Here is a 24,919-nt window from a genome sequence, read left to right as displayed (position 1 = left end):
GTACCCGCCATGACCGCTCCCGTTTCCCGTCCCCTGCTCGGCTGCATCGCCGACGATTTCACCGGCGCGACCGATCTCGCGAACATGCTCGTGAAGAGCGGCATGCGCACCGTGCAGACGATCGGCGTGCCCGCCGACGGCGCCACGCTTGATGCGGACGCGATCGTCGTCGCGCTGAAGTCGCGCACGATCCCCGCGGCCGACGCCGTCGCGCAATCGCTCGCCGCCTACGCATGGCTGCGCGAGCAAGGCTGCCGGCAATTCTTCTTCAAGTACTGCTCGACGTTCGATTCGACCGACGCGGGCAACATCGGGCCCGTCGCCGATGCGCTGCTCGATGCGGCCGGCGGCGGCTTCACGATCGCATGCCCGGCGTTCCCCGAGAACGGCCGCACGATCTATCGCGGCCACCTGTTCGTCGGCGACGTGCTGCTGAACGAATCGGGCATGGAAAACCATCCGCTCACGCCGATGAAGGACGCGAACCTCGTGCGCGTGCTGCAGCGGCAAACGAAGTCGCCCGTCGGCCTGATCCGCTACGACACGATCGCGCTGGGCGCGGCCGCCGTGCGCACGCGGATCGACCAGTTGCGTGCGGAAGGCGCACGATTCGCGATCGCCGACGCGCTGTCGGACCGCGACCTCTACGTGCTCGGCGAAGCCTGCGCGGGCCTGCCGCTCGTCACCGGCGGCTCGGGCATCGCGCTCGGCCTGCCCGCGAATTTCCGCCGCGCGGAGCAACTGCCCGAACGCGACAACGCGGCGTCGCTGCCGCGTATCGACGGCCTGTCGGCGGTGCTCGCCGGCAGTGCATCGAAGGCCACCAACGCGCAGGTCGCCGCATGGCGCGCCACGCGGCCGAGCTTCCGCATCGATCCGCTCGCGGCATCGCGCGGCGAACCCGTCGTCGACCAGGCACTCGCGTTCGCGCGCACGCACCTGCCGCAGCCCGTGCTGATCTACGCGACCGCGACGCCTGACGAAGTGAAGGCCGTACAACAAGCGCTCGGCGTCGACGCGGCCGGCCATCTCGTCGAAGCCACGCTCGCGGCGATCGCGCGCGGGCTGCGCGATCTCGGCGTGCGCAAGTTCGTCGTCGCCGGCGGCGAGACGTCCGGCGCGGTCGTGCAGGCGCTCGACGTGAAGTCGCTGCAGATCGGCGCGCAGATCGATCCGGGCGTGCCGGCGACGGCCACCATCGACGCCCAGCCGCTCGGCCTCGCGCTGAAGTCCGGCAACTTCGGCACCACGGACTTTTTCGACAAGGCGCTGCGCGCGCTGGACGGAGCCGCACGATGAGCGACGAAGCGAAACTGCGCGAAGAGATCTGCGTCGTCGGCGCCAGCCTGTACGCGCGCGGCCACGCGGTCGGGAGCGCCGGCAACATCAGCGCGCGGCTGCCCGACGGCTGGCTGATCACGCCGACCGACGCGTGCCTCGGCCGGCTCGACCCGAACGACATCGCGAAGGTCGGCCTCGACGGCCAGCCCGTATCGGGCGGCAAGCCGTCGAAGACGCTCGCACTGCATCGCGGCATCTACGCACGCAATGCCGAAGCGAACGGCGTCGTCCACACCCATTCGACGCACCTCGTCGCGCTGACGCTCGCGGGCGTATGGCGCGACACCGACGTGCTGCCGCCGATCACGCCGTACTACGTGATGAAGGTCGGCCACATTCCGCTGATCCGCTACCGCCGCCCCGGCGATCCGGGCGTCGCCGCGGAAGTCGCGGCGCTCGCCGACCAGGTGCGCGGCGTGCTGCTCGACCGCCTCGGCCCGGTGATGTGGGGGCCATCGGTGTCGCACGCGTCGTATGCGCTCGAAGAGCTCGAGGAAACGGCGCGGCTGTGGCTGATGACGAACCCGAAACCCGAACCGCTCGACGAAGCCGCGCTCGACGAATTGCGCGCCAGCTTCGGCGCGCGCTGGTAGCGACGTACCCCGCAACGATTCCCATGCCCGCCGTGTGCGCGGGCCCTTCCGTCAGCACACACAATGATCCGGCGGCGTACACGCCGCCGGCACACAACATCCTGGAGACGACGATGACTGCTCTCGACGCGGCCGCTGGCCGCTCGCCCGCCGCGCCCGCCCATGCCGCGGAACTCGACCGCACCTACAAGAAAGTGTTCTGGCGCATCGTGCCGTTCCTGATGCTCTGCTACGTGGTCGCGTATCTCGACCGCGTGAACGTCGGCTTCGCGAAGCTGCAGATGTCGCAGGATCTCGCGTTCAGCGAAACCGTGTTCGGGCTCGGCGCCGGCATCTTCTTCCTTGGCTATTTTCTGTTCGAACTGCCAAGCAACATGCTGATGCACCGCATCGGCGCACGCATCTGGATCGCGCGGATCATGATCACGTGGGGCCTGCTGTCCGGGCTGTTCGCATTCGTGCAGACGCCGACGCAGTTCTACGTGCTGCGCTTCCTGCTCGGCCTCGCGGAAGCCGGCTTCTATCCCGGCGTGATCCTGTATCTCACGTACTGGTTCCCGTCGCATCGCCGCGCGAAGATCATCGCGGTGTTCATGTCCGCAATTCCCGTGTCGGGCATCTTCGGCAACCCGCTGTCGGGCTGGATCATGGAGCGCTTCCACGGCGGCTCGGGTTTCCACGGCTGGCAATGGATGTTCATGATCGAAGCCGTGCCGGCCGTGCTCGTCGGCATCGCGACCATCCTGTATCTCGACAACAGCATCCGCGGCGCGAAGTGGCTCGACGAACGCGAGAAACAACTGCTGGAGGACGAGATCGCCGCACAGCCGCAGGAACAGCAGCAGCACGGCCACTCGCTGAAGGCCGTGTTCGCCGACCCGCGCATGTGGTGGATGTCGCTGATCTACTTCGCGTTCGTCACGGGCCAGTACGGCCTCACGTTCTGGATGCCGACGCTCGTGAAGTCGACCGGCATCACCGATACGCTGCAGATCGGCCTGCTGTCCGCGATCCCGTTCCTCGTCGCGATCGTCGTGATGAACCTGTTCGGCCACAGCGCGGACAAGCGCCGCGAACGCCGCTGGCACCTGATCGTGCCCGCGCTGATGGGCGCGGTCGGGTTTGCGGTCGCCGCGTCGTACTCGCACAATACGGCGGTATCGATCGTGTTCCTCTCGCTCGCGGCGGGCGGCGTGCTGACCTGCGCACCGCTGTTCTGGTCGCTGCCGACCGCGTTCCTCGCGGGCTCCGCCGCCGCCGCCGGGATCGCGATCATCAACTCGGTCGGCAACCTCGCCGGGTTCGCGAGCCCGTACGTGATCGGCTACCTGAAGGACGTCACGCACAGCACGGCGTCCGGCATGTACGTGCTGGCCGCGATGCTCGTGATCGGCGCGATCGCCGTGTGGCTCACGCCCGCGAAACTCGTGAACCGCTGAATCGCCGAGTTGCCATTCGACGCGGGGCGACGTATGCCCCGCCCCATTCATTCACAGGACCCGCTGCCATGCCACGCTTCGCCGCCAACCTCTCGATGATGTACACCGAGCACGCGTTCCTCGAACGCTTCGCCGCTGCCGCCTACGACGGCTTCAAGGCCGTCGAGTACCTGTTCCCGTACGACTTCGCCGCCGAGGACATCCGCGCGCGCCTCGACGCGCACAACCTCGAACAGGCGCTGTTCAACGCGCCGCCCGGCGACTGGGCCGCGGGCGAACGCGGCACCGCATCGCTGCCGGGCCGCGAGGACGAGTTCCGGCGCGGCATCGACCAGGCGCTCGACTATGCACGCGTACTCGGCAACCGGAAGCTGCACGTGATGGCCGGGATGGTGCCGCCGGGCGCCGACCGCGCGCGCCATCGCGACACCTACCTGTCGAACCTGCGCCATGCCGCGCAGGCCGCTGCCGCGCACGGCATCACGATCCTGATCGAGCCGATCAACCAGCGCGACATGCCCGGCTATTTCCTGAGCCGCCAGGACGACGCGCAGGCGATCCGCGCGGAAGTCGGTGCGCCGAACCTGAAGGTGCAGTTCGACTGCTACCACTGCCAGATCGTCGAAGGCGATCTCGCGACCAAGCTCCGGCGCGATTTCGCGGGCATCGGCCATATCCAGATCGCGGGCGTGCCCGACCGCCACGAGCCGGATCTCGGCGAACTCAACTACCCGTATCTGTTCGAGCTGATCGACACGCTCGGCTACGACGGCTGGATCGGTTGCGAGTACCGCCCGAAGGCCGGCACGTCGGAAGGGCTCGGCTGGCTCAGGGCCTGCTCCCGCTAATTCACGCATTCCTCGGAAGGTAACGAACATGAAAGTACTGATCACCGGCGGCGCCGGCTTTCTCGGCCAGCGTCTGGCGCGCAAGCTGCTCGAGCGCGGCGAACTGAGCGGCCCCGACGGCCGCAGCGAGAAGATCGACGAGCTGGTGCTGCTCGACGTCGTCGAAGGCAGCGATTTCGGCGATGCGCGCGTGACGTCGATCGTCGGCGACATCGCCGATCGCGCGGTGCTCGAACGCGCGATCGACACGCAAACCGGCGCGATCTTCCACCTCGCGGCAATCGTCAGCGGGCAGGCCGAGGCCGATTTCGATCTCGGCATGCGGATCAACCTCGACGCGTCGCGCGCGCTGCTCGAAGTGTGCCGCGCCCGTGGCCACCGGCCGCGCGTCGTGTTCACGAGCTCGGTCGCGGTGTATGGCGGCACGCTCCCCGATGTCGTGCAGGACGACACCGCGCTGAACCCGCAATCGTCGTACGGCGCCGAGAAGGCGATCGCCGAGCTGCTGCTGTGCGACTACGCGCGGCGCGGCTTCGTCGACGGCCGCGTGCTGCGGCTGCCGACGATCAGCGTGCGGCCGGGCCGCCCGAATGCGGCCGCGTCGTCGTTCGCGAGCGGCATCATCCGCGAGCCGCTGAACGGCGAGGAAAGCGTGTGCCCGGTGCCGGGTTCGACGCGGCTGTGGCTGCTGTCGCCGCGCGGCGCGATCGAAGCGCTCGTCGCGGGCTGCGAAATCGACAGCGCGAAGCTGGGCAACAGACGCGTGATCAATTTGCCCGGCCTGTCGGTATCGGTCGACGAAATGATCGCGGCGCTGCGCGAAGTCGCGGGCGACGAAGTCGTGAAGCTGATCCGCCATGTGCCCGACGAGCGCGTCGAGAAGATCGTCGGCAGCTGGCCGGGCCGGTGGGACACGTCGCGCGCGGAAGCCCTCGGATTGAAGGGCGACACGTCGTTCGCGGACGTGATCCGCAGCCATCTCGCCGACGAACGGCGCTGATTCCCGCGCCGCCGGCCGCGCAGGCACGGCCTGCGTGGCCGCGTCAATGCGGCCGGGCGGATTCCCCGATGGGCAACGACGCGCGTTTCGTTCCGCCCGGCCGGTTCGCCGAACCGGCCACCCACTGCCACGCGAGCAGGCCCGGCAGATAGAACAGCAGGTCGCGCACGCGGCGGGCACCGGCCAGTGCAAGACACGTCGGCGGATCGAACCCGAGGAGCCCGCCGATCAGCACGAAGCCGCCCTCCTGCACGCCGAGGCCGCCCGGCATCAGGAACGCGATACTGCTCACGAGCTGGATCAGCGCCTCGATCGCGAGCGCCTGCGCGAAGGTCGGCTCCGCACCGAGAAAGACCAGCGCGAGCCAGATTTCCAGCGCGTAGCCCACGAACTGCAGGGTTTGCCAGATCGCGAGGTAGCGCACGACGATGCCGGTCTTTCTCCAGATCATCCGGATCGACTGATCGGTACGCGCCGATTCGCCGACGAGCGCCACCACCTTCCCGCTCGTGACGCGGTTCAGCACGCGCATCGCGCGCTCGAACGGCCGCGCATGCTGCACCAGCGCGAACAGCAGCAGCACCGGCACCAGCGCGGCCATGCCGATCGCGAGATTCCCGGCCACCCGGGCGGCATCGGACGAGACGTGCCCGAGCACGTAGCCGATCGCGACCAGCGCGAACACCAGCTGGCTGATCAGCGTCAGCTGCATGTCGGCGACGAGGCTGGCCACGATCGTCGCCGGCCGCACGCCCGCCTGCCGCAGCAGGCCGAACGACACGATCTCGCCGCCGATGCGCGCGACCGGCAGCAGCCCGTTGATCGACTCGCGAATCCACACGAGTTTCAGCATCGTCGCGAACGACGGCCGGCGCGGGCCGCGGATCAGCATCCGCCAGTCCCACGCATTCGCGAGCATCGGCAGAAGGTGAACCAGCGCCGCGATCAGCAGCCCGGCGCCGGCAATCTGCAGGCGATGCAGGATGTCCAGCGGATGCTCGCGCCAGATCAGCCACACGGCGAGCGCCAGCCCGCCCAGCGCCGCTGCCTGCCCCGCGCGCCGAAGCCGCGCGTCGCTGCGCGTGGCGTTCCGGGCGGCGTCGCCGCCGGGGTTCGTCTGCGTCGTCATGATTCGCTCGCCGCCGACAACCGCCCTTCCCGGTTCACGCGAAAGCGCGTGCCGCGCCACACGACATGCGACGAGAAGAAGCTCGACACGAACACGAAGAACTGCAGGAGATCGACGAACGGCAGCCAGATTGCGCCGCGCAGCCCCGCACCGGTTGCACGGCTGGTTTTCAGCATCAGCAGCACCCGCGCGGCGAGCGCCGCGACCGCCAGCGCGCACGCGGCGGCCGTGCCGCCCGAGAACAGCAGCGCCAGCAGCGCGAGCGGCACCGGGTGCATCAGCACCGAGCCCGCATGACCGAGCCGGTCCGCCGCGCGAATCGTGCAGCTCCAGCGCAACTCGTGGGCGTACAGCCTTGAGAACGTCTCCTCGACGCACGCATGCCCGACGACGAACGGCGGGATGACGACCTGCGCGCCCGCCTGCCGCACCGCTTCGCCCAGCGCGTGATCCTCGGCCAGGTGATGCGCGAATCGCGCGAGGCCGCCGATACGTTCGAGCGTCGCGCGCGTGATCGCAATCGTCTGGCCAAAGCAGGGCCGCGCACGCCCGATGCAGAGCCCGGTGATCACGCCCGGCAGGAAATGGTAGTTCGTCATCGCGACGGCGATCCTGGGCCAGAAACCCGGCGATGCGACGCCACGGTACACGCTCGTCACGATGCCGACATCCGGCTGCTGCAGCGCGCCGACGACCGCGCGCAGATAATCGCGCTCGACCAGCACGTCGCTGTCGGCGAGGCACAGCACCGCATACTCCGCGTGTTCGAGCATGTTCACGAGATTGCCGATCTTGCGGTTCGGCCCGTACAGCCGCGCATCGGCGACGACCTTGATGTTCGCGTCAGGGTAGCGTGCACGCAGCGTCTCGACGGCCGCGAGTGCCGCGTCGCCTGCATCGTGCACGCCGAACAGGTGCTGGACGGGGCCCGGATAATTCTGCACGAAGAAGCTTTCGAGATGCTGTACGAGCTGCCACTCGTCGCCGTGTAGCGGCTTCGCGACGGTGACGCCCGGATACTCGCGCGGCTGCGCCGCCGGCCTCGAAAAGAACCGCCCGACCAGCACGCTGGCCGCGACCGTATACGCAATACCCAGCAATACGCCCAGCCCGCAGACGATCGACATCGCGCCGGCCAGCGCGTGCAGCACATGCAGCAACACCATGCGATTCCCCAGTGGTGGCCCGGCGGGACCGTGGTGCGTCGGGGCGGGCACGCGCGAAGGCGGGCTCACCCGTGTGCGTAGCGGAACCGATTTCCGTTGAGCCGGATATGAAGGATGACCAGCCGACGGTACGCGCAATCGGATGACACGGCTACCGTGTGACGATCGATTCCGGTCACGTGTACGAATCCGCAATCCAGCGCCGCTCTGAACGCCGCGCGGGCAAGCTTGCGGACCGAAAGGATCGCGGTGACGATCGCGACGACGGTCCACATGCGAAACGTCATCGTCGTGAAAAATGCCTCGGGTACGCGCAGCGCCAGCCATGAAACCAGCACGAAGCACTGGACGAACATGCCGGCCAGCGCGGCGATCAGCAGGTAGGCGCGCCATCGCTCGATCGTTGAGGGGGCCATGAGGAATGAATCTCCCGTACGGGCGACTCGCGTCGATCGGACATCGATCGGCAAGGTCGCGGATTGACGGGCAAGCCGGACAGGCGTGACCCGGTTCGGGATCAGGGGCAGCGGAAAATCCCCCTGGAAACGGTGTGGCCGATGGTAGCGGGATTGCCGCCGCCGAACCTTAAGCGTTCTTCAGAATCGGGAGAAGTTTGATCCAGCACAATTACATTCCGTTGCGCGGCAGGCGGGTCGCGCTCGTACAATCGCAGGCATCCTGCCCCCGAATCGACCATGCGACTCCTCCTTGTTGAAGACGACGACCTGATCGGCAGCGGTCTCGAGATCAGCCTGACCCAGGCCGGCTATCACGTCGACTGGTTGCGCGACGGTCACGCAGCGGCAGCCGCCCTCGCGACCACGCGCTTCGCGCTCGTCGTGCTCGATCTCGGCCTGCCCGGGAAATCGGGCACCGAGCTGCTGCGCGCGTTGCGCGATGCGGGCGATACCGTCCCCGTGCTGGTCCTGACCGCGCGCGGCACCGTGGCCGACCGCGTCCGCGGCCTCGACGACGGCGCCGACGACTATCTCGCGAAACCGTTCGAACTGACCGAAGTGCTCGCCCGCTGCCGCGCGCTCGTGCGCCGCTCGCAGGGCCGCGCCGGCGACGAGATCGTGTGGCGCGACATCACGATCGACCTGACCGCCCACACGGTGACACGCGATGCGTCGCGCATCGCGCTCACGTCGCGCGAGTGGGCCATCCTGGTTCAGCTGGTCAGCCACCCGGGCGCGCCGCAGTCGCGCTCGCGCCTCGAGGACACCCTGTACGGCTGGCAGGAAGGTATCGAAAGCAATGCGATCGAGGTGCATGTGTCGAACCTGCGCAAGAAGCTCGGCGCGGAACTGATCCGCACCGTTCGAGGCGTCGGCTACGTCGTCGATCTCGCATGACGTCCCGCTCGATACGGCGCCGCGTTTCGTCGATGGCGCTCGGCTGCGTGACGGTCGTGTGGCTCGCCGCCGTGTTCGGCAGCTTCCGGTACGCGACGCGCGAGATCGGCGAATGGGAAGACGCCCGCCTCGTCGAATATGCGTCGCTGCTGGTCAACCTCTCGCCTGCCGACCTCGGCCGCCTCGCCCGTGTTCCGCCGGACGCGCGTGTCGAACTGGATCGCCGCGGCTCGAAACCCGTCCCCGAAACCGACGGCGATCGCCTTCCGCGCGACGTGCTGTTCGAGGTGCGCGACGCACGGGGCCAGGTCGTCGCGTCGAGCCTCCCGGCCGGCGCCGCCGGCCTGCCCGACGCGCACGACTCGCGCGGTCTTCCCGAAACGATCGTCGTCCACGACGCGTCATGGCGGACGCACACGCTGCGCGACGACGCGTCGGGGCGCTGGATCCGCGTGATGGAAATCGCGAACACGCGCAGCGACCTGGCGACCGGCACCGCGCGCGGCATCGTCCTGCCGTTGATCGTCGCGCTCCCGGTGCTGGCGCTGCTCCTCTGGTATCTGATCGGACGCGGTCTCGCGCCGTTGAAGACGCTGTCGACGCTGATCGGCGCGCGCGACGCGCGATCGCTCGAACCGCTCGGCATCGCGGCCGTGCCGGACGAAGTGCGCCCGCTGGTCGACGCGATCGACCGCCTGCTGGCCCGACTGCGGCAATCGATCGTGCGCGAGCGCGCGTTCACGTCCGACGCCGCGCACGAGCTCAAGACACCGCTTGCCGCGATCAAGGTCCAGGCCCAGGTGGCCATCGCGACCGACGATCCGGCACTCCAGCGGCTCGCGATGCAGCGGGTCGTTCAAGGCGTCGACCGCAGTGCGCGTCTCGCCGAGCAGTTGCTGCTGCTCGCGCGGCTCGACGAATACGAACGCATTCCGACACGCGCGCTCGCCGTTCGCGAACTCGTCGAAGCTGCCCTCGACCGCCATCTCGCGAAGGCGTCGGACAAGGCCATCGACCTCGTGGCCGGCCCCGTCTCCGGACGCGCGATCGACGCCGATCCGATCCTGATCGGCATCCTGCTCGACAACCTCGTCGACAACGCCGTGAAGTACGGCCGCCCGGGCGGCCGCATCGAGCTCGGCGTGCGCGACGACGGCGCACTGCAATGCATCGTCGTTCGCGACGACGGGCCCGGCGTCGCCCCCGGCGAGTACGAGCGGCTCGGCGACCGCTTCTATCGCGGCAGCGGCGCGCAGTCGCCCGGCAGCGGGCTCGGGTTGTCGATCGTCACGCGCATCGCGCAATACCTGGGCGGCACCGTGCAGTTCGGGCCCGGCATCGGCGGCCAGGGTCTCGGCGTCGCGGTTGCACTGCCGTCGGCGGACGCGGGCGAAGCGCGGCCGGCAGGCTCACCCGACGACCGATCACCGCATGAGATGCCGCGTGCTTAACGTTTCGTTAAGCATGCGGTCGTAGAATCCACCCGTCCAATACCGTCCCCGTCGTACGCAGGAGCCTTCATGTCCACACCCGCCCGTTATGACACCGTTGCGCGTTTTCTTCACTGGCTGATCGTCGCGCTGATCGTCGCCCAATATGCGATCGGCTGGACGATGCCCGACGTGCATCGCGATACGCAACCCGTCGGCCTGATCGCCGCTCACCTGATCGTGGGCACCGCACTGCTCGCCGCGATGGCCTGCCGCGTGCTGTGGCGCGCGACGCATCGCCCGCCGGCGAACGACCTGTCTCCCGCAATGCGTGCGCTGTCGGGCGTCACGCATTTCGCGCTCTACGCGCTGCTGATCGCCGTGCCGCTGCTCGGCTGGATCAACGCATCGTCGCGCGCGTGGGGCGTAACGCTGCTCGGGATCGTGCCGCTGCCCGCGCTGTCGGCGGCCGGTTCCGGATTCGGCCACGCGATGGGCGATGTGCACGGCATCCTCGCCTGGGCGCTGTTCGCCGGCATTTGCCTGCACGTCGCAGCGGCGCTGGCGCACCGCTTCGTGCTGCGCGATCAGATCCTGCAGCGCATGATGCCCTGGTGATCGCGCGATCGGCAGCACGGCATGCCATCGCGCGCATGAACCGGCCTGCCGCCAGGGCCGAACCCGTCGTCGCCCCAGCTCATCGCGCGCCGCCGGCCAGATGATCGCGGCGCCGAGCGAAGCGGCGCGCGATGACGGGCACGGCGGCCGGTGTCCATCCACCGCGTCGGGCGGCACGAACGGCTGCCGGACAGCCGTGCCGCGAACACGACGGCCGGAAGTCGCACAAGACCATATCGACACCTAGTTGCTGTTCTGCGCCGGCATACCGGCCGCCGGTGCATGCGCGCCGGCAGCCGCCATCCGGGCCCGGTCCTGATCGGCAAGCTTCGCTTGCGCCGCCTGGAGGTCCGCCGGATACTCGCCGTCGTCCCCTTTCGCCGGGTCGTACCCGGCTGCTTCCAGGCGCATCAATTCGTCGCGAACCTGCGCGCGCGTCAGCGGCGCGGCCGATTGCGCGAAGGCCGACTGACCGACGATCGCCGCGATCATCATCAGTACTGCGATATATGCTTTCATCATGAGCTCCTTCAATGTTCCGTATCGATCAACCTGGGTGAATGCCGGCCCTGCGAATGCAGGCGGCTGCGTCAGCTGCCGAAATAGATCGTGCAGAAACTCGCCGGGCCGACGCATGCGGCGGAACGCTGGCGCGGCGCCATCGTCGCCGGCTTGCCTGCATCGGACGAGGCGGCCGGCTCGCTGCCGACTGCCGTGCCGGCCTGGCGCTGCGGCATCCGTTCGACCTGCTGCCGGAACAGCGGGCTCACGTCCGGATACGACGTATCGGTCACGAAGCGCAGCCCCTGGTTCTCGGCGTCGATCAGTTGCTGCCTGACCTGCGCGCGCGTCAGTGCCTGCGCCGATGCGGGCGCCGCGACACCCGCGAAAGAAATCGCCGCCACGGCGGCGGCCACCAGCCAATGCTTGTTCATGTTCCACTCCTCGAGAAGTCAACGAGACGACGTGCTACACCCGTATGACGACGGAGCGTGTGCATTTATTCCCGCATGTCGCAGCTCGATTCACGCGGCTTCTCCGGCTCCGGGGGCGCGTGGAACGAACATTCATGAACCTGTCATTCTTTCGTCAGCCGGCGTAACCTGACGTAACGCAGCGCCCGACCCGCTTCGGGCAGACTGACGTCACCCTTTCCGGATCGCGCCTCGATCGACCATGTCCGTCGCTTACGACTATGCAGCCGGCCTGCTGCGCACGCTGTACGACCGCCATATCGACGGCGGCGCGGTGCTCGATACGGCCGCGTTTCCCGATGCCGAGCGTTTCGTCCGTGCGTGGCCCGCCATCCAGGCGGAGGCATTCGCCGTGGCGCGCGACATGGCGCGCATCCCGCGCTTCCACGAGATCATGCGCGAGCAGTACGACATCTCGGCCAACGATGCACGCGACTGGCGGATGTTCATCATGCAGGCGTACGGCCAGCCGTTCCCGCGCAACCTGTCGCGCTGCCCGACCGTCGCGTCGATCGTCGCGACGTCGCCGGACGTGCTGTCCGCATCGCTGTCGTTCCTCGCACCCGGCAAGCACATTCCACCGCATCGCGGGCCGTTTCGCGGCATCCTGCGCGGCTATCTCGTGCTGTCGATGCCGAAGCGCGCGGACGGTGCGCCAGCCGCCGTGCTGAAGGTGGACGGCCACGAATACCGGCTCGACGAAGGCCGTTTCCTGCTGTGGGACGATACGTTCATGCACGAGGTGTGGAACGACAGCGACGCCGTGCGGATCGTGCTGCTGCTCGATATCCGCCGACGCGGAATGCCGCGCCTGCTCACGTGGCTGTCGAATGCGGTGATCGGCATCGTGCGGATCGGGATCAGGATACGCGGGCGATCGATTCCGGTTTAGCGCGGGCGGCGGGCACGCTCCGGGCGACTCTTCATTTCGACTGCCCTCTCTTGTGTCGAAAGGGCGTTCGGTTCGCCCCTGATGCAGGCGAAATCATCAGGATACCTTTCCGAAATCATCCGGCAACGCATAGATGCCGCGCTTCGCGACGCACGGAACAGGCGGCGCGATCTGCCGAACGTTCTCCAGTTCCCAGCACACGTATCCGGCACACCATTGCTTGCCTTGCGAGCGGGCTTCATCGGGCGTCCAGTCGTGCACCCCCACGACATCGACCATCGCGAGCGCGATACCGTCGGGATCCTCCTGCCCATCCTGTCGCAGGAAGATCGTGTTCTGCACCAGCACGAGATCGCGCAACGGGATGGCCGGCGGCGCCCAAGAACGGATTTCCACGCACTTGCGGCCCGCGACGATATCGTCGACGGCCGGTTTGACGATCGACAGCGCGGATCGCGGCATGGCGGGGATTTCCTTCATCGGCAAGTGGAGAGCGTGCGACCGTCGAGCGGCACGGCAGCACGGCAGCACGGCGGCCCGGGCGGGATTGTTGCCGATCCGCGTGATCGTGTCGATCGCGACGGATCGACACGCCGGCGCACGGCGACTACGAGACGTCGTCTTGGCGCCTCCGACGGATCGCCTAAACTAAAGACCGTCCCCTCCGCGCGGCTCCTGCCAGCCACCGCCATGGCGCACCTCTTCTTCGCCGCCTCGATCCAGCGGCATATCGAAACGCCCGAGCGCGAAATCGACGCCCGCACGCTCGGCGAAGCATTCGACACCGTTTTCGGCGAGCAGCCGCGACTGCGCGGCTACATCCTCGACGACCAGGGCGCGCTGCGCAAACACCTGTCGGTATTCATCGACGGCCAGCCGATACGCGATCGTCAGCGCCTGTCCGACGTGCTCGGCGACGCGAGCCGGGTCTATGTCGTACAGGCGCTGACAGGCGGATAAAGGGACGCATGCACAAGCGCCGACCGCGTACCGGAACGCCAGGTCGGGCCATCAGGAGACATCGCACATGAACGATCGACTGCTCGTCGCCACCCGCAAGGGCCTGTTCGTCCTGCAACCCGGCGGCAACGGCGGCTGGACGCTCGGCGAGCCGCATTTCGCCGGCGAGCCGGTCAGCATGGCGCTCGCCGACCCGCGCGACGGCACGCTGTATGCGGCGCTCAACCTGGGACATTTCGGCGTGAAACTGCATCGCAGGCGGGCCGGCGCCACCGACTGGGAAGAATGCGCGGTGCCTGTATATCCGCCGCAGCCTGCCGACGATCCGCCCGCGAGCGCCCCGTCGGGCACGGGCGCCGCGAGTGACACGGGCGACACGGGCGACGCGCCGCCCGGCCCGCCGCAGCCGCCGTGGACGCTCCAGCAGATCTGGTCGCTCGAAGCCGGCGGCACCGACGAGCCGGGCGTGCTGTGGGCGGGCACGATTCCCGGCGGGCTGTTCCGCTCCGACGACGGCGGCGGTTCCTGGGTGCTCAACCGGGCATTGTGGGATCGCCCGGAGCGCGCCGAATGGGGCGGCGGCGGATACGATGCGCCGGGCATCCATTCGGTGATGGTCGATCCGCGCGACAGCCGGCACGTGACGATCGGCATCTCGTGCGGCGGCGTCTGGCAGACCGCCGACGGCGGCGCGACGTGGCGTGTGACGGCCGACGGCATGGAAGCCGACTACATGCCGCCCGAGCGACGCGGCGAACCCAACGCGCAGGACCCGCACCGCGTCGTGCAGTGCGCGGCCAACCCGGACGTGCTGTGGACGCAGCATCACTGCGCGATCTTCCGCTCGACCGACGGCGCCGAACACTGGCGGAGGATCGAGGCACAGCCGTCGAGCTTCGGTTTCGCGGTGGCCGTGCATCCGCACGAGCCGGACACCGCGTGGTTCGTGCCGGCCGTGAAGGACGCGTGCCGGATTCCGGTGGACGGCCGGTTCATCGTCACGCGCACGCGCGACGGCGGGCGCAGTTTCGAGTCATTCACGAACGGGCTGCCGCCCGCACCCGCGTACGACCTCGTGTATCGGCATGGGCTCGCGGTGGACGATTCGGGCACGCGCCTCGCGATGGCGTCGACGACCGGCGGGTTGTGGACGTCCGTTGACGGCGGGGAACACTGGCAGTTGGTGTCCGCGCATTTGCCGCCGGTGTATTGCGTCAGGTTCGGGTGACGATGTACGGGCGCACCGTTCGCACACGGCGCGCGCGGCCCCGCTTTAGCGCTCGACGCCCGCCCCCATCCGCGCCACCGCCACCCGCGTCTGCGCGATCTCCGCTTCGAGCCAGTCGAGAAACGACCTGACCTGCGGCTCACGCTCACGCCCGGGCCGGCACAGCGCGACGAAACGCGCGCCGTCGAGCCGCACCGACGGCTCGATCGGCGTCAGTGCCCCGTGCGCGACATGCTCGGCAGCCAGCACCGAGCTGAGCAGCGCGATGCCCTGCCCGTGCAGCACGGCCTGCAACGCGTAATGCTCGTCGTCGTAATGGCGAAACACCGCGCGTTCGAGCCACGCGTCGCGGCCGGCCGCACGACACCACGACGCCCAGTCGACCGACACCGGCAACGGCGTATCCCACACGGTCTCGATCAGGTCGAGCGGCTCGTCCGTGCGGTGCGCGTCGAACCCGGCGGCCGCATAAGCGCCGAAATACTCGTCGATCAGCGCAATCTCGTGCAGTGCCGGAAACGTGCGCGACGATGCGCGAATCGCGAGATCGATCCGCGCATCGCGTTCGAGATCGGCGAGCGTGTTGCCGGTTTCGACCTTGATGTGCAGTTGCGGATCGATGCGACGAAACCGCCCGAGACGCGGAATCAGCCACATCGCGGCAAATGCGGGCGTGGTGGTCAGCACGAGCGTGCGCTCGCCGGTCGCTTCCGGCCGCACCGCATCGAGCCCGCGGCTCAGCGCCAGCAATGCATCGTGACTCGCGCGAAACAGTTGCTCGCCCTCCTCCGTGAGCCGCACGCCGCTCGCGCCGCGCTCGAACAGCAGCACGCCGAGCCGGCTTTCGAGCGACTTGATCTGGTGCGACACGGCGGCCGGCGTCACGGACAGCTCGTCCGCGGCAGCCTTGAACGCGCCAAGCCGCGCCGACGCTTCGAATACACGCAATGCGGTCAGGGGAAGTTTCGAGAACACGGGGCCTCGCGGGCCGGATCGGGCCGGGTTGAATTCGATTGAATCGGGGTGAGATTAGGTGAATTGAAGCGGGCGTGCAACGCGAATAGCCTTGCGGGACGTCACGGCAGGGTGCCGCGGCGAATGACGTCGAACCGGAGAAACAACGTGCAAGGCCTATCGCGCAGGATCACGCAGGCGGTGCTCTACGAAGCGATCGCGATTTCCTGCATCTCGCCCGTGATCGCGGCGCTCTTCAAGCAGGGCCTCGTCTATTCTGGCGCGCTGTCGGCGACGATGTCGGCGATCGCGATGCTGTGGAACATGATCTTCAACGCGCTGTTCGAGCGCTGGGAAGCGTCGCGCCGGCAGCCGGCACGCACGCTCGGGCGGCGGATCCTGCACGCCACCGGATTCGAAGGCGGGCTCATCTTCATCCTGGTGCCCGTGGTGTCGTGGTGGCTCGACATCTCGTGGTTCGACGCGTTCGTCGTCGACATCGGGCTGTTTGCGTTCTTCTTCTGTTACGCGTTCGCCTTCCAGTGGGCGTTCGATCGCGTGTTCGACGTGCCCGCGGCGACGAAGGGGGAATGAAACGAGCGCCCGGTAATCAAGTAGTCGAAATCGACATCAATCGGTGCGTTTATTCCCATTTCAAAACACACCCCCGTTTCATTTTTTCGACATTCAAACACCACCGCCACCAGCATTCACAAAATCAAAACGACCCTAGGGTTTACGTTACATTGTCCCTCCGCAAATTCGAATGCTAATGTTGTCTGACGATTAACAGAAGGCAATCATTCACACCCACCCTATATAATCGGCGCAACCCCATGCGCTCACTCAATCGCTAAATCCGCCCTCGAATTTTCGGGGGCGATTTGCGATGTTCGCAGTTCAATTCCTAAACAAGGAAATCATCATGAACGAAAATCAGGAAAAGCAGGATCTCCCGCTGATCGAATGGATGCAGGAAGATCAGCATGAAGACTGGGTCGAGATGATGAAGGACAGCGCAGTCATTCCATTCGCAACGGCTCTGTGGGCCTAAGCAGGCAGCCCGAACGATGGCGGATCGCAATGACCCGCCATTTTTTTGATCCAGAAACTGGATACCCCGGAGATAATCATGGAAAAAAGTGTCGAAAATTTCTTTTCGTGTGTCCGCGGTCATCCAGCCATGGTTCAGAAACATTCAGCCGGCGCCAACATCCTGGTCGGTTCGGATCAAAGCCAGAGAAATACCGCGCAATCGATTATCCGGCACTGCCCGAAAAAACTCGAATATTCGTTCACCTACGTCGAGCTTGACACGGAAAATCACGAACAGGTCATAAAGGAAATCGACCGGTGTGACATGTTCATCTTCATGTACGACTCGTCCATACGTTCCGACATCAACCCGCATGGGCCGTCGTTCATCCCGCCCCTCAAGCCGAAAATGGCCGAGCACTGGAAGAAGTCGGTATTGCTGCGGGAATACGGCGAATTCTTCAAGGAGGCCTTTTCCGAGAGCATCGACGACATTGCCGCCCGCAACGAACGCATCATTGCGGCGGCGCAACGCGCTCGACGCGTGCAATTTCACGACGGCTTCGGTGGTTCGCTGCACGGAACGCTGGATCAGACATGGAAAAGCCTCGATGGCCGCAACCACTACGACCTGATGCCCGGCGAAGTGGCGACCCGCGTACTCGACCTGACCGGAAGCGTCTTGTTCGGCGGCACCTTCCTGAGCACGGTGCCCTTTGCCATCAAGTACGGTGTCATCGACCCGATATTGAAGATCGGGATCGAGCGGAGCCAGGTGGTCAGCGTCGAATCGGCCAATCGACAGCTCGAGGACGATTTCAGGTTGTATCTCGACAAATGCGCGGGAAACAGGATCGTCGAGGAGTTCGGGATCGGGACGAACCTGAACGTCAGGCTGCATGGACGCAATGCAAGTTTCGAAGAACGCCATCCCGGGTTGCACCTTGGCCTCGGCGGCGGTGAACGCGGCAGCCATCATCTGGATCTGGTGTTTTCGTCCGGAAAGATCCTGTTCGACGACACCGTCATCTTCGACGGCGCATTCCGTGTGTAGCCCCTGCGACGACACGGCCGGCATCGACGCCCCGACGAAGTGCCGGCATCGTGATGCCCGCCTCCGGCCCCCTGCTCGCGCCGGATCCCGTTGCGCCCGCCCCGCACGGTGAGCGCGCCGGCCGGAACCGCATTCATGGTCGACCTCGAACAGCAACTGCATGCCGCGCAGACGCAATACGCAGGCGATTCACGTGATCCCGCGATCCTGCATCGAATCTGCGAACTGTTGACGGCCCTCCGGCGAGAGGAGGAAATGCTCCCCTGGGCCGACCTGGCGCTGGCGCTCGACCCGCACGACGCCGTCTCCATGACACGGCGTGCCGATGCGCTCTACCTGCTGGGCCGCTATGTCGAAGCCGCCGAAGCCTGGAAACGCGATCCGTCGCGGCACAGCCGGCCCGAACTCCACCGCTTGCGACTGGGCATGAGCCTGATGATGGCCGGCGATCTCGCGCAGGCCATCGCGTTGCTCGACGAAGCCTTCCGGATGGCGGCATCCGGCCCTGCCGAGATGAGGGCATCGATCGGATTCGCGATGGGAGAAGCGATGCTCAAGGCGGGCGATCCGCGCGGCTTCGCCTATTGGCGAATGCGTGACGACGTTCCGCGCCTGTCCGCCAATTACCGCCCGGTCGACCTGCCGACATGGGACGGCGAATCGACTGTGCGCGGCAGGCGTGTCCTGATCACGCATGAACACGGCTTCGGCGACAACTTTCTCCTCTCGGCCTGCGTGGCCGACTGGCTGGACGAAGGCGCGCACGTCATGCTCACCTGCCATCCGCAGAGCCACGCGCTCATGCAGGCGTCACTGCCGCAGTGCGAGGTCGTCGCCGCCCCCAATCCGGTGCAGTTTCATGCGCCGTTGCCCCATGAACTGCAGGCACGCGCCGACAGTTTCGCGCCGGACCTGCATGCCTCGCTGCTTCATTTGCCGATGCTGAAAGCCCGGCGGACACGCCTGCCGGAACGATGGTTCGCGCCGTACATCAAGACGCCGCCGCACAAGCAGCGGATCGCTGCCGAATGGGCCGCGCAAGTGCGCGGGCAACATCCGGGCAAGAAGCTGATCGGACTGTTCTGGGATTGCGTCCAACGACATTGGCCCGAAAAAGGCGCCATCGTCAGGTGCTGGGCCAGCCGCCGCAGCCTGCCGCTCGATGCGATCGACGCGATCGTGGCACACCCCGCCATTGCGGAAAGCATGCATTTCGTGAATCTGCATCACCCCGCTGCCGCGGCGCTGGCGGGCACGCCGGCCGGCAATGTCGGTCACTACCAGCCCGGGATTCGGGATTTCGGCGACACGGCTGCATGCATGGCCCAACTGGATGCCGTGGTCGCGGTCGATTCGGGTGTCGCCAACCTGGCGGCCATGATGGGGATGCGGACTTGCGTACCGACCCACGTCTGTGGCGACTGGCGCTGGGGCGTCGAGGGTACCGCGAGCCCCTGGATCGCGCATGCGACCGCCGTGCGCCAAACCCGCGAAGGCGACTGGAGCGACGTGATTCGACGCATCAACGCGTGGCTCATGCAAGTCGTGGCCTGATGCCGGCTCACGCCGGACAGGCATGCCGACGCCCCCGGCTACCGGAATCTTCCCGGGACGGGGGCGCGAATCCGTCAAGCCGCTTGCGGGCCGGGCGAACGCCCGGCCGCGTCGCTCAATGCACGCCGAGATACGCCTTCACCGCCGGCAGGCCCGGCTTGCCGTCGAGCGTCGTCACGCCCGCGAGCCACTTGTCGAGCGCCTGCGGGTTCGCCTTCAGCCATTCGGCAGCCGCCTTGTTCGGCTCCACCTTGTTCATGATCGGCACCATCACGTGGTTCTCGATCGTCGTCGTGAACTGCAGGTTCGACACGAACTTCGCGACGTTCGGGCAGCGCTGCGCGTAGTCGGGCGGCGTCGCCGTCAGCACCTTCGCTTCGCCGTAGTTCGGGCCGAACACGTCGTCGCCGCCGCTCAGGTAGTCGATCTTCATCTGCACGTTCATCGGATGCGGCTCCCAGCCGAGGAACACGATCCACTGCTTGTCGCGGATCGCGCGATTCACCTCGACCAGCATCCCGGCCTCGCTCGACTCGACCATCTTGAACTTGCCGAGGCCGAACTGGTTGCCGTCGATCATCTTCTTGATCAGCAGGTTGCCGTCGTTGCCTGGCTCGATCCCGTAGATCTTGCCGTTCAGCTTGTCCGCATATTTCTGGATGTCCGCGAACGACTTCAGGCCGCCCTGATAGACGTAGTCGGGCACCGCGAGCGTGTATTTCGCGCCGGTCAGGTTGGGCGTGGAGAGCACCTTGATCGTGCCGGCCTTCGTGAACGGCTGGATGATCGGGTCCATCGTCGGCGACCAGTAGCCGAGGAACACGTCGATCTGCTTGCTCTTGATCCCCGCGAACGTGATCGGCACCGACGCGATCGTCTTCGTCGGGTTGTAGCCGAGCCCCTGCAGCATCGTCGTGGCGAGGCCCGTGGTCGCCGCGATGTCGGACCAGCCGACATCCGCGAAGCGCACGTTCTTGCACACGGGCGGATCGGCCGCATAAACGGCCGACATCGGCGCGGTTATCCCGATCCCGCACACCGCTGCGATCAATAGGCGCTTCATCTTGCTTCTCCTCAAAGTGATGTCGTTTGCTTGAATGCGGGATCGTTTATTGAAGCCGCGCGCCGCGATCCCGGCGACGTCGCGGACTGGATGATTCTCGACAGTCAGCGCCCCGGCAGCCTGCGCTCGTAGCTCGGCGCATGGCCGAACTGCGCGCGGTAGGCCTTGCTGAAATGGCACGGCGAATGAAACCCGCAGACCGTCGTCACGCGCGCGATCGACGCGTCGGTCGTGCGCAGCAGGTCGCGCGCGCGCTTCAGGCGCAGCGTCAGGTAATAGTGGGTCGGCGACACGTTCAAATACACCTTGAACATCCGCTGCAGGTGCCGCTGCGACAGCCGCACAAGCCGAGCGAGTTCCTCGAGCGACAGCGGCTCCTCGATGTTCGCCTCCATCAGCCGCACGACCTCGATCAGCTCCGCGCGCGAGAAGCCGACGCGCGCATCGACCGGAATCGGCTGCGTATCGGTCGAGCTGCGGATGCGCTCCAGGATGAACTGCTCGGATACCTGCGCGGCCAGCTGCTGGCCGAACCGCATGCCGACGAGGTTCAGCATCAGGTCGAGCGGCGCGGTGCCGCCGGTGCAGGTCAGCCGGTCGCGGTCGACGACGAACAGTTCGTCGGCGAACCCGACCTGCGGGAACTCGGCATGCAGCGACGACAGGTTCTCCCAGTGCACGGTGCAGCGATAGCCGTCGAGCAGTCCGCTCGACATCAGCGCATACGCGCCCGTGCAGATGCCGCCGAGCGGCAGCCCGCGTTCGGCAAGCGCCGCGAGCGTATCGCGCGCCTCTTCGTCGACCACGTCGCGGATGCGGATGCCGCCGCATACGATCATCACGTCGGGCAGCTTCGTGTAGTCGAGCGCCTGCGTCGGCCGTACCGCGATGCCGTTGCTGGCATGCACCGGGCTGCCGTCGAGCGAGTAGATCGACCACTGGTAGTGATCGGCCCGCCCGACGTAATTCGCCATCCGAAGCACTTCGACGGCGCTCGAGAACGCGATCATCGAGAAGTTCGGCAGCGTCAGGAAGCCGAAATGGGCGAGGGACGAAACCGGTGAAACGCAGGCGGCGGGCGCGACAGCGACGGCAGACGTCACATCGGTCTCCTGGCGAGGAGGTTGCAGGGGGCCACCCCCGCGGCCGAAGCCGCGGAAGTCGTTTTCTATCGTCAAGGTAAGCGGCCGGGGCTTCCGGCCGCCGGAGGTCAGGCCTGTGCGGGTGAGGCCTTCACGCGAAACAGCTGCTTGAGGCCCGAGAACAGCGGCGCCTTCACGGTGCCCGGCGCGCGGCCGAAGCTTTCGGTGATGCGGTCGAGAATGATCGCGAGCAGCACGACCGACAGGCCGCTTTCGAAACCGAGGCCGATGTCGAGGCGCTGGATACTGGCGAGCACGTCGTTGCCGAGGCCGCCCGCGCCGACCATCGACGCGATGATCACCATCGACAGCGCCATCATGATCGTCTGGTTCACGCCCTGCATGATCGACGGCAGCGCATTCGGGAACTGCACCTTGTACAGCAGCTGCCACGGCGTGCAGCCGAAGGCCTGGCCGGCTTCGACGATCTCGCGGTTCACGTGCCGGATACCGAGGCTCGTCAAGCGTACCGCCGGCGGCATCGCGAAGATCACCGTCGACAGGATCCCCGGCACGCGGCCGAGACCGAACAGCATCGCGGCCGGAATCAGGTAGACGAACGCGGGCATCGTCTGCATCAGGTCGAGGATCGGGCGCACGATCGCGGCGACCCACTTGCTCTTCGCGGCCCAGATGCCGAGCGGGATGCCGAGCACGAGGCTGATGATCGTCGACGACAGCGTGAGGCCGAGCGTGATGACGGTCTGGTCCCAGAAGCCGGTCGCGAAAATCAGCAGCAGCGACGCGGTGGTGAACAGCGCGAAGCGCCAGCCCACCCGCCACAGCCCGACGCCGATGAAGATCGCCATCATCAGCCACATCGGGATCGCCTGCAGGCCATGCTCGACGAAGGCCGCGAGCCCCTCGATCGCTTGACCGATCGCGTCGAACGTCTTGGCGTCATGGTCGAGCAGGTAGTGAACGGACTGGTCGACCCAGGTACCGAGCGGAATCATTTCAGACATGGGAGCCTCGCGAACGCGTGATGGCCTTCAGGATGAGCGCACGATCGACCGAGCCGCAGTAGCAGCCGTCGTCGTCGACGACAGGCAGCGCATTCGGGCTCGCGACCACGCGCGCGACGACATGTTCGAGCGACGCATCGCGCCGGATGCTTTCGATCGGGCTCACGGACGGGGTGTCCTGACCGATTGCATCGCGCGTGACGAAGCCGCGGATCTTGCGTTGCGCGTCGAGCACGAACGCATAGTCGGCACTGCCGTTCAGCGTGGCCGCGACGTTCGCGGCATCGCACTTCGACACGATCGGCACGGCGCCCGTCTGCATCAGGTCGCCGGCCGTGAGGTAGCGGCTGGTGTCGATGCCGTCGAAGAACGCGCGCACGTAGTCGTCGGCCGGGTTCGCGATGATGTCCTGCGGCGTGCCGACCTGCACGAGCCGGCCGCCTTCCATGATCGCGATGCGGTTGCCGATGCGCAGCGCTTCTTCCAGATCGTGCGACACGAACATGATCGTGCGGCGCTGTTCCTTCTGCAGTTGCAGCAGCACATCCTGCATTTCGCGGCGCTTGAGCGGATCGAGCGCGGAGAACGCCTCGTCCATGATCATCAGCGACGGGTTCACGGCCAGCGCACGGGCGAGGCCCACGCGCTGCTGCATGCCGCCCGACAGCTCGGACGGCAGCTTGTGCGAGAACGGCGCAAGGCCGACCTGCTCGAGCACTTCCATCGCGCGGCGCTCGCGTTCCTTCTTGCCGACGCCCGCGACTTCCAGGCCGAACGCGGCGTTCGACACCACGGAGCGATGCGGCATCAGCGCGAACGACTGGAACACCATGCTCATGTCCTTGCGGCGCAGCGCGGTCAGCGCCGAGCGGCGCGCCGACGCGACGTCGAGCCCGTCGATCATCACCTTGCCGGCGCTCGGATCGACCAGCCGGTTCACGAGGCGGATCAGCGTGGATTTGCCGGAGCCGGACAGGCCCATCAGCACGAAAATTTCGCCTTCCTGCACATCGAAGGAGACGTTGTGCACGCCGACAACCTGGCCGGTGCGCTTCAGCACGTCATCCTTCGTCGCGCCGGCGGCGAGCATGTCGAGCGCCTGCTGCGGGTTACTACCAAACACCTTGCACAGACCTTCGACCACGACCTTGGGGGCATCCATCGAAACCTTCTCCTCGTGTAGCGGGGACTCACGTGTGTCATAGCGTGCCTACATAGTTGCCAGAAAAAACCCCGACCTGCCGACGAATTACGACAAACGCTTGCGCAAATACGACACGGCCTCCAGCCCCGCCGGGCGGGCCACGGCGCGCGGCGGCACGCGATTGCGGCGGCGCAATACGCGCACGGCCAGCAACGGCGGGCATCGCGCGCCGGACTTGTGCGCAGCAGCGTGGCGCATATCGCGTCGTTTTATGCGCGAATTCGCATCGGGCGCGCGTCGCTTTACGACAATTCCACGTCCGATCCCGCGGCCAACTAGCCTGACAAATGCACGCGCGGCATTCACCGATAAAAAGCATGACCGTGCAAAAAGCCGTACGACGACACCGGAAGGTGCACGCCGCGATACCGCGCCGACCCGGAAAATCCCCGACAGCCGCTGTGATACATTCCCCGCCAACAGGCTGATTGCGACGCAGGCCGCCATGCGGCGGCCGCCTTCAGCCGTGCATGCCGGTTCGCCTGCCGGCCATGCCGACACCGCCTCGACCGGCATACGTCCGATCGCGGGCCGATAACGATACGAGAGAGGGAGCAAGGCGAGATGAACTGGGCTTTTACCGCAATCGGCTTCGTCGTGGGCGGGATTGCCGCATTGATCGGGGATTTCTCCGCCGTCAACGGCGCCGTGCTCGGCGCCGCGATCGGGTTCTGTCTCGATCACACGCTGCAACAGCGCAAGCGCAAGGGCAAAGGCGCGGCACCCGACACGTTCGCGATGCAGGCGCCGCCCGCCCAGCCGCCGGTTCCGCTCGCCGATCGCGTCGCGCGGCTCGAAGCCACCGTCGAGACGCTGACACGTGAAGTCGCGTCGCTGCGCGGCCAGCTGGCCGGCGCGAAGGCCGGCTCGACCTCGACCTCGACCGCGGCGACGGCGCACACGCCCGCCGGCACCGCATCGGTGTCCGCGGCGCCGTCCGCGACCTCATCCGCCCCCATCCCGCCTTCGGCCACG

General features: G+C 66.9%; 27 protein-coding genes and 1 pseudogene. 16 read left to right on the top strand and 12 right to left on the bottom strand.

Annotated elements, in window-relative coordinates; all coding sequences use genetic code 11:
* Positions 1-9: 9 nt before the first annotated feature.
* The 5 genes from otnK (at position 10) to denD (ending at position 5,221) form a co-directional block, all read left to right on the top strand.
* Positions 10-1,299: a 3-oxo-tetronate kinase gene (gene otnK, locus DPV74_RS14270; protein WP_060082557.1), complete on the top strand. Its 1,290-nt coding sequence runs from the start codon at positions 10-12 to the stop codon at positions 1,297-1,299.
* The gene (locus DPV74_RS14265; RefSeq protein WP_021156336.1) at positions 1,296-1,934 is read left to right on the top strand and encodes an aldolase; all 639 of its coding nucleotides are present in this window, start codon (positions 1,296-1,298) and stop codon (positions 1,932-1,934) included. Before otnK ends, DPV74_RS14265 begins: the two co-directional genes overlap by 4 nt.
* Before the next feature lie 113 nt (positions 1,935-2,047).
* Entirely contained in the window at positions 2,048-3,373 is a 1,326-nt protein-coding gene (locus DPV74_RS14260) for an MFS transporter (protein WP_042972687.1), read from the top strand.
* A gap of 68 nt (positions 3,374-3,441) precedes the next feature.
* Positions 3,442-4,221 (top strand): 2-oxo-tetronate isomerase, encoded by a 780-nt coding sequence (otnI, locus tag DPV74_RS14255; protein ID WP_059697122.1) that lies wholly within the window; start codon positions 3,442-3,444, stop codon positions 4,219-4,221.
* Between the two features lie 28 nt (positions 4,222-4,249).
* Positions 4,250-5,221 (top strand): D-erythronate dehydrogenase, encoded by a 972-nt coding sequence (gene denD, locus DPV74_RS14250; RefSeq protein ID WP_119337425.1) that lies wholly within the window; start codon positions 4,250-4,252, stop codon positions 5,219-5,221.
* A gap of 43 nt (positions 5,222-5,264) precedes the next feature.
* Here denD and DPV74_RS14245 read toward each other — a convergent pair whose 3' ends face one another.
* The 3 genes from DPV74_RS14245 to DPV74_RS14235 all read right to left on the bottom strand — a co-directional run bounded on the left by DPV74_RS14245 (position 5,265) and on the right by DPV74_RS14235 (position 7,986).
* Positions 5,265-6,350 carry a lysylphosphatidylglycerol synthase domain-containing protein gene (locus DPV74_RS14245; RefSeq protein ID WP_119337424.1) on the bottom strand — a complete coding sequence of 362 codons (1,086 nt, stop codon included), beginning with the start codon at positions 6,348-6,350 and terminating at the stop codon, positions 5,265-5,267.
* Positions 6,347-7,516: a bacteriohopanetetrol glucosamine biosynthesis glycosyltransferase HpnI gene (gene hpnI / locus DPV74_RS14240; protein ID WP_027790619.1), complete on the bottom strand. Its 1,170-nt coding sequence runs from the start codon at positions 7,514-7,516 to the stop codon at positions 6,347-6,349. The genes DPV74_RS14245 and hpnI overlap by 4 nt, the downstream gene beginning before the upstream one ends.
* Before the next feature lie 65 nt (positions 7,517-7,581).
* Positions 7,582-7,986 (bottom strand): hypothetical protein, encoded by a 405-nt coding sequence (locus DPV74_RS14235; protein ID WP_124546912.1) that lies wholly within the window; start codon positions 7,984-7,986, stop codon positions 7,582-7,584.
* A gap of 225 nt (positions 7,987-8,211) precedes the next feature.
* On the opposite strand from DPV74_RS14235, the gene DPV74_RS14230 reads away from it, so the two are divergent.
* From DPV74_RS14230 to DPV74_RS14220, 3 genes are all read left to right on the top strand, one after another.
* Positions 8,212-8,871 (top strand): response regulator, encoded by a 660-nt coding sequence (locus DPV74_RS14230; protein WP_021156343.1) that lies wholly within the window; start codon positions 8,212-8,214, stop codon positions 8,869-8,871.
* Entirely contained in the window at positions 8,868-10,322 is a 1,455-nt protein-coding gene (locus DPV74_RS14225) for an ATP-binding protein (protein WP_119337423.1), read from the top strand. The genes DPV74_RS14230 and DPV74_RS14225 overlap by 4 nt, the downstream gene beginning before the upstream one ends.
* Positions 10,323-10,391: 69 nt before the next feature.
* Positions 10,392-10,919: a cytochrome b gene (locus DPV74_RS14220; RefSeq protein WP_059697126.1), complete on the top strand. Its 528-nt coding sequence runs from the start codon at positions 10,392-10,394 to the stop codon at positions 10,917-10,919.
* A 243-nt stretch (positions 10,920-11,162) separates the two neighbouring features.
* Here the strand turns inward: DPV74_RS14220 and DPV74_RS14215 are convergent, their stop codons facing one another.
* Positions 11,163-11,438 (bottom strand): DUF4148 domain-containing protein, encoded by a 276-nt coding sequence (locus DPV74_RS14215; RefSeq protein WP_119337433.1) that lies wholly within the window; start codon positions 11,436-11,438, stop codon positions 11,163-11,165.
* A 71-nt stretch (positions 11,439-11,509) separates the two neighbouring features.
* The gene (locus tag DPV74_RS14210) at positions 11,510-11,854 is read right to left on the bottom strand and encodes a DUF4148 domain-containing protein (protein WP_060174280.1); all 345 of its coding nucleotides are present in this window, start codon (positions 11,852-11,854) and stop codon (positions 11,510-11,512) included.
* Positions 11,855-12,095: 241 nt separating this feature from the next.
* On the opposite strand from DPV74_RS14210, the gene DPV74_RS14205 reads away from it, so the two are divergent.
* Positions 12,096-12,785 carry an aspartyl/asparaginyl beta-hydroxylase domain-containing protein gene (locus DPV74_RS14205; protein WP_060082562.1) on the top strand — a complete coding sequence of 230 codons (690 nt, stop codon included), beginning with the start codon at positions 12,096-12,098 and terminating at the stop codon, positions 12,783-12,785.
* A gap of 96 nt (positions 12,786-12,881) precedes the next feature.
* Here the strand turns inward: DPV74_RS14205 and DPV74_RS14200 are convergent, their stop codons facing one another.
* Entirely contained in the window at positions 12,882-13,247 is a 366-nt protein-coding gene (locus tag DPV74_RS14200) for an ASCH domain-containing protein (RefSeq protein WP_119337422.1), read from the bottom strand.
* A gap of 228 nt (positions 13,248-13,475) precedes the next feature.
* Here DPV74_RS14200 and DPV74_RS14195 point away from each other — a divergent pair, with 228 nt between their 5' ends.
* Both DPV74_RS14195 and DPV74_RS14190 read left to right on the top strand, forming a co-directional pair.
* Positions 13,476-13,745 (top strand): MoaD/ThiS family protein, encoded by a 270-nt coding sequence (locus tag DPV74_RS14195; protein ID WP_059682289.1) that lies wholly within the window; start codon positions 13,476-13,478, stop codon positions 13,743-13,745.
* Between the two features lie 67 nt (positions 13,746-13,812).
* A complete protein-coding gene (locus DPV74_RS14190) occupies positions 13,813-14,973 on the top strand; it encodes an exo-alpha-sialidase (protein WP_119337421.1) in 1,161 nt (386 codons plus the stop codon).
* A 45-nt stretch (positions 14,974-15,018) separates the two neighbouring features.
* On the opposite strand, the gene DPV74_RS14185 is transcribed toward DPV74_RS14190, so the two are convergent.
* Positions 15,019-15,948, bottom strand: coding sequence for a LysR substrate-binding domain-containing protein (locus DPV74_RS14185; protein WP_119337420.1), 930 nt, complete (start codon positions 15,946-15,948; stop codon positions 15,019-15,021).
* A gap of 147 nt (positions 15,949-16,095) precedes the next feature.
* Between DPV74_RS14185 and DPV74_RS14180 the strand changes: the two genes are divergently transcribed.
* The 4 genes from DPV74_RS14180 to DPV74_RS14165 all read left to right on the top strand — a co-directional run bounded on the left by DPV74_RS14180 (position 16,096) and on the right by DPV74_RS14165 (position 19,570).
* Positions 16,096-16,521 carry a PACE efflux transporter gene (locus DPV74_RS14180; RefSeq protein WP_027790606.1) on the top strand — a complete coding sequence of 142 codons (426 nt, stop codon included), beginning with the start codon at positions 16,096-16,098 and terminating at the stop codon, positions 16,519-16,521.
* Positions 16,522-16,852: 331 nt separating this feature from the next.
* On the top strand, positions 16,853-16,981 hold the full coding sequence (locus DPV74_RS14175) for a hypothetical protein (RefSeq protein ID WP_021163990.1): 129 nt from the start codon (positions 16,853-16,855) through the stop codon (positions 16,979-16,981).
* A 78-nt stretch (positions 16,982-17,059) separates the two neighbouring features.
* Entirely contained in the window at positions 17,060-18,016 is a 957-nt protein-coding gene (locus tag DPV74_RS14170; protein WP_059697134.1) for a hypothetical protein, read from the top strand.
* 135 nt (positions 18,017-18,151) lie between these two features.
* Positions 18,152-19,570, top strand: a complete 1,419-nt coding sequence (locus tag DPV74_RS14165; RefSeq protein WP_119337418.1) for a tetratricopeptide repeat protein — start codon at positions 18,152-18,154, stop codon at positions 19,568-19,570.
* A 115-nt stretch (positions 19,571-19,685) separates the two neighbouring features.
* Here DPV74_RS14165 and DPV74_RS14160 read toward each other — a convergent pair whose 3' ends face one another.
* From DPV74_RS14160 to DPV74_RS14140, 5 genes are all read right to left on the bottom strand, one after another.
* Positions 19,686-20,633 carry a choline ABC transporter substrate-binding protein gene (locus tag DPV74_RS14160; RefSeq protein WP_021163993.1) on the bottom strand — a complete coding sequence of 316 codons (948 nt, stop codon included), beginning with the start codon at positions 20,631-20,633 and terminating at the stop codon, positions 19,686-19,688.
* 104 nt (positions 20,634-20,737) lie between these two features.
* On the bottom strand, positions 20,738-21,736 hold the full coding sequence (locus DPV74_RS14155; protein WP_027790601.1) for a GlxA family transcriptional regulator: 999 nt from the start codon (positions 21,734-21,736) through the stop codon (positions 20,738-20,740).
* Between the two features lie 107 nt (positions 21,737-21,843).
* Positions 21,844-22,740, bottom strand: a complete 897-nt coding sequence (choW, locus tag DPV74_RS14150; RefSeq protein ID WP_021163994.1) for a choline ABC transporter permease subunit — start codon at positions 22,738-22,740, stop codon at positions 21,844-21,846.
* Complete coding sequence (locus DPV74_RS14145) at positions 22,733-23,902, bottom strand: glycine betaine/L-proline ABC transporter ATP-binding protein (protein WP_021163995.1); 1,170 nt, start codon at positions 23,900-23,902, stop codon at positions 22,733-22,735. The genes choW and DPV74_RS14145 overlap by 8 nt, the downstream gene beginning before the upstream one ends.
* Positions 23,903-23,989: 87 nt before the next feature.
* Positions 23,990-24,460, bottom strand: coding sequence for a hypothetical protein (locus DPV74_RS14140; protein ID WP_162923034.1), 471 nt, complete (start codon positions 24,458-24,460; stop codon positions 23,990-23,992).
* Positions 24,461-24,508: 48 nt separating this feature from the next.
* Here DPV74_RS14140 and DPV74_RS14135 point away from each other — a divergent pair.
* Positions 24,509-24,919 (top strand): annotated as a pseudogene (locus DPV74_RS14135) (DUF2339 domain-containing protein); the annotation flags it as partial.

This window comes from Burkholderia sp. HAN2018 (genome assembly GCF_024704855.1).
GTDB classification, from domain to species: Bacteria; Pseudomonadota; Gammaproteobacteria; order Burkholderiales; family Burkholderiaceae; genus Burkholderia; species Burkholderia cepacia.
Note: the sequence above shows the minus strand (reverse complement) of the source record. Positions and strands in the feature narration are given on the sequence as shown.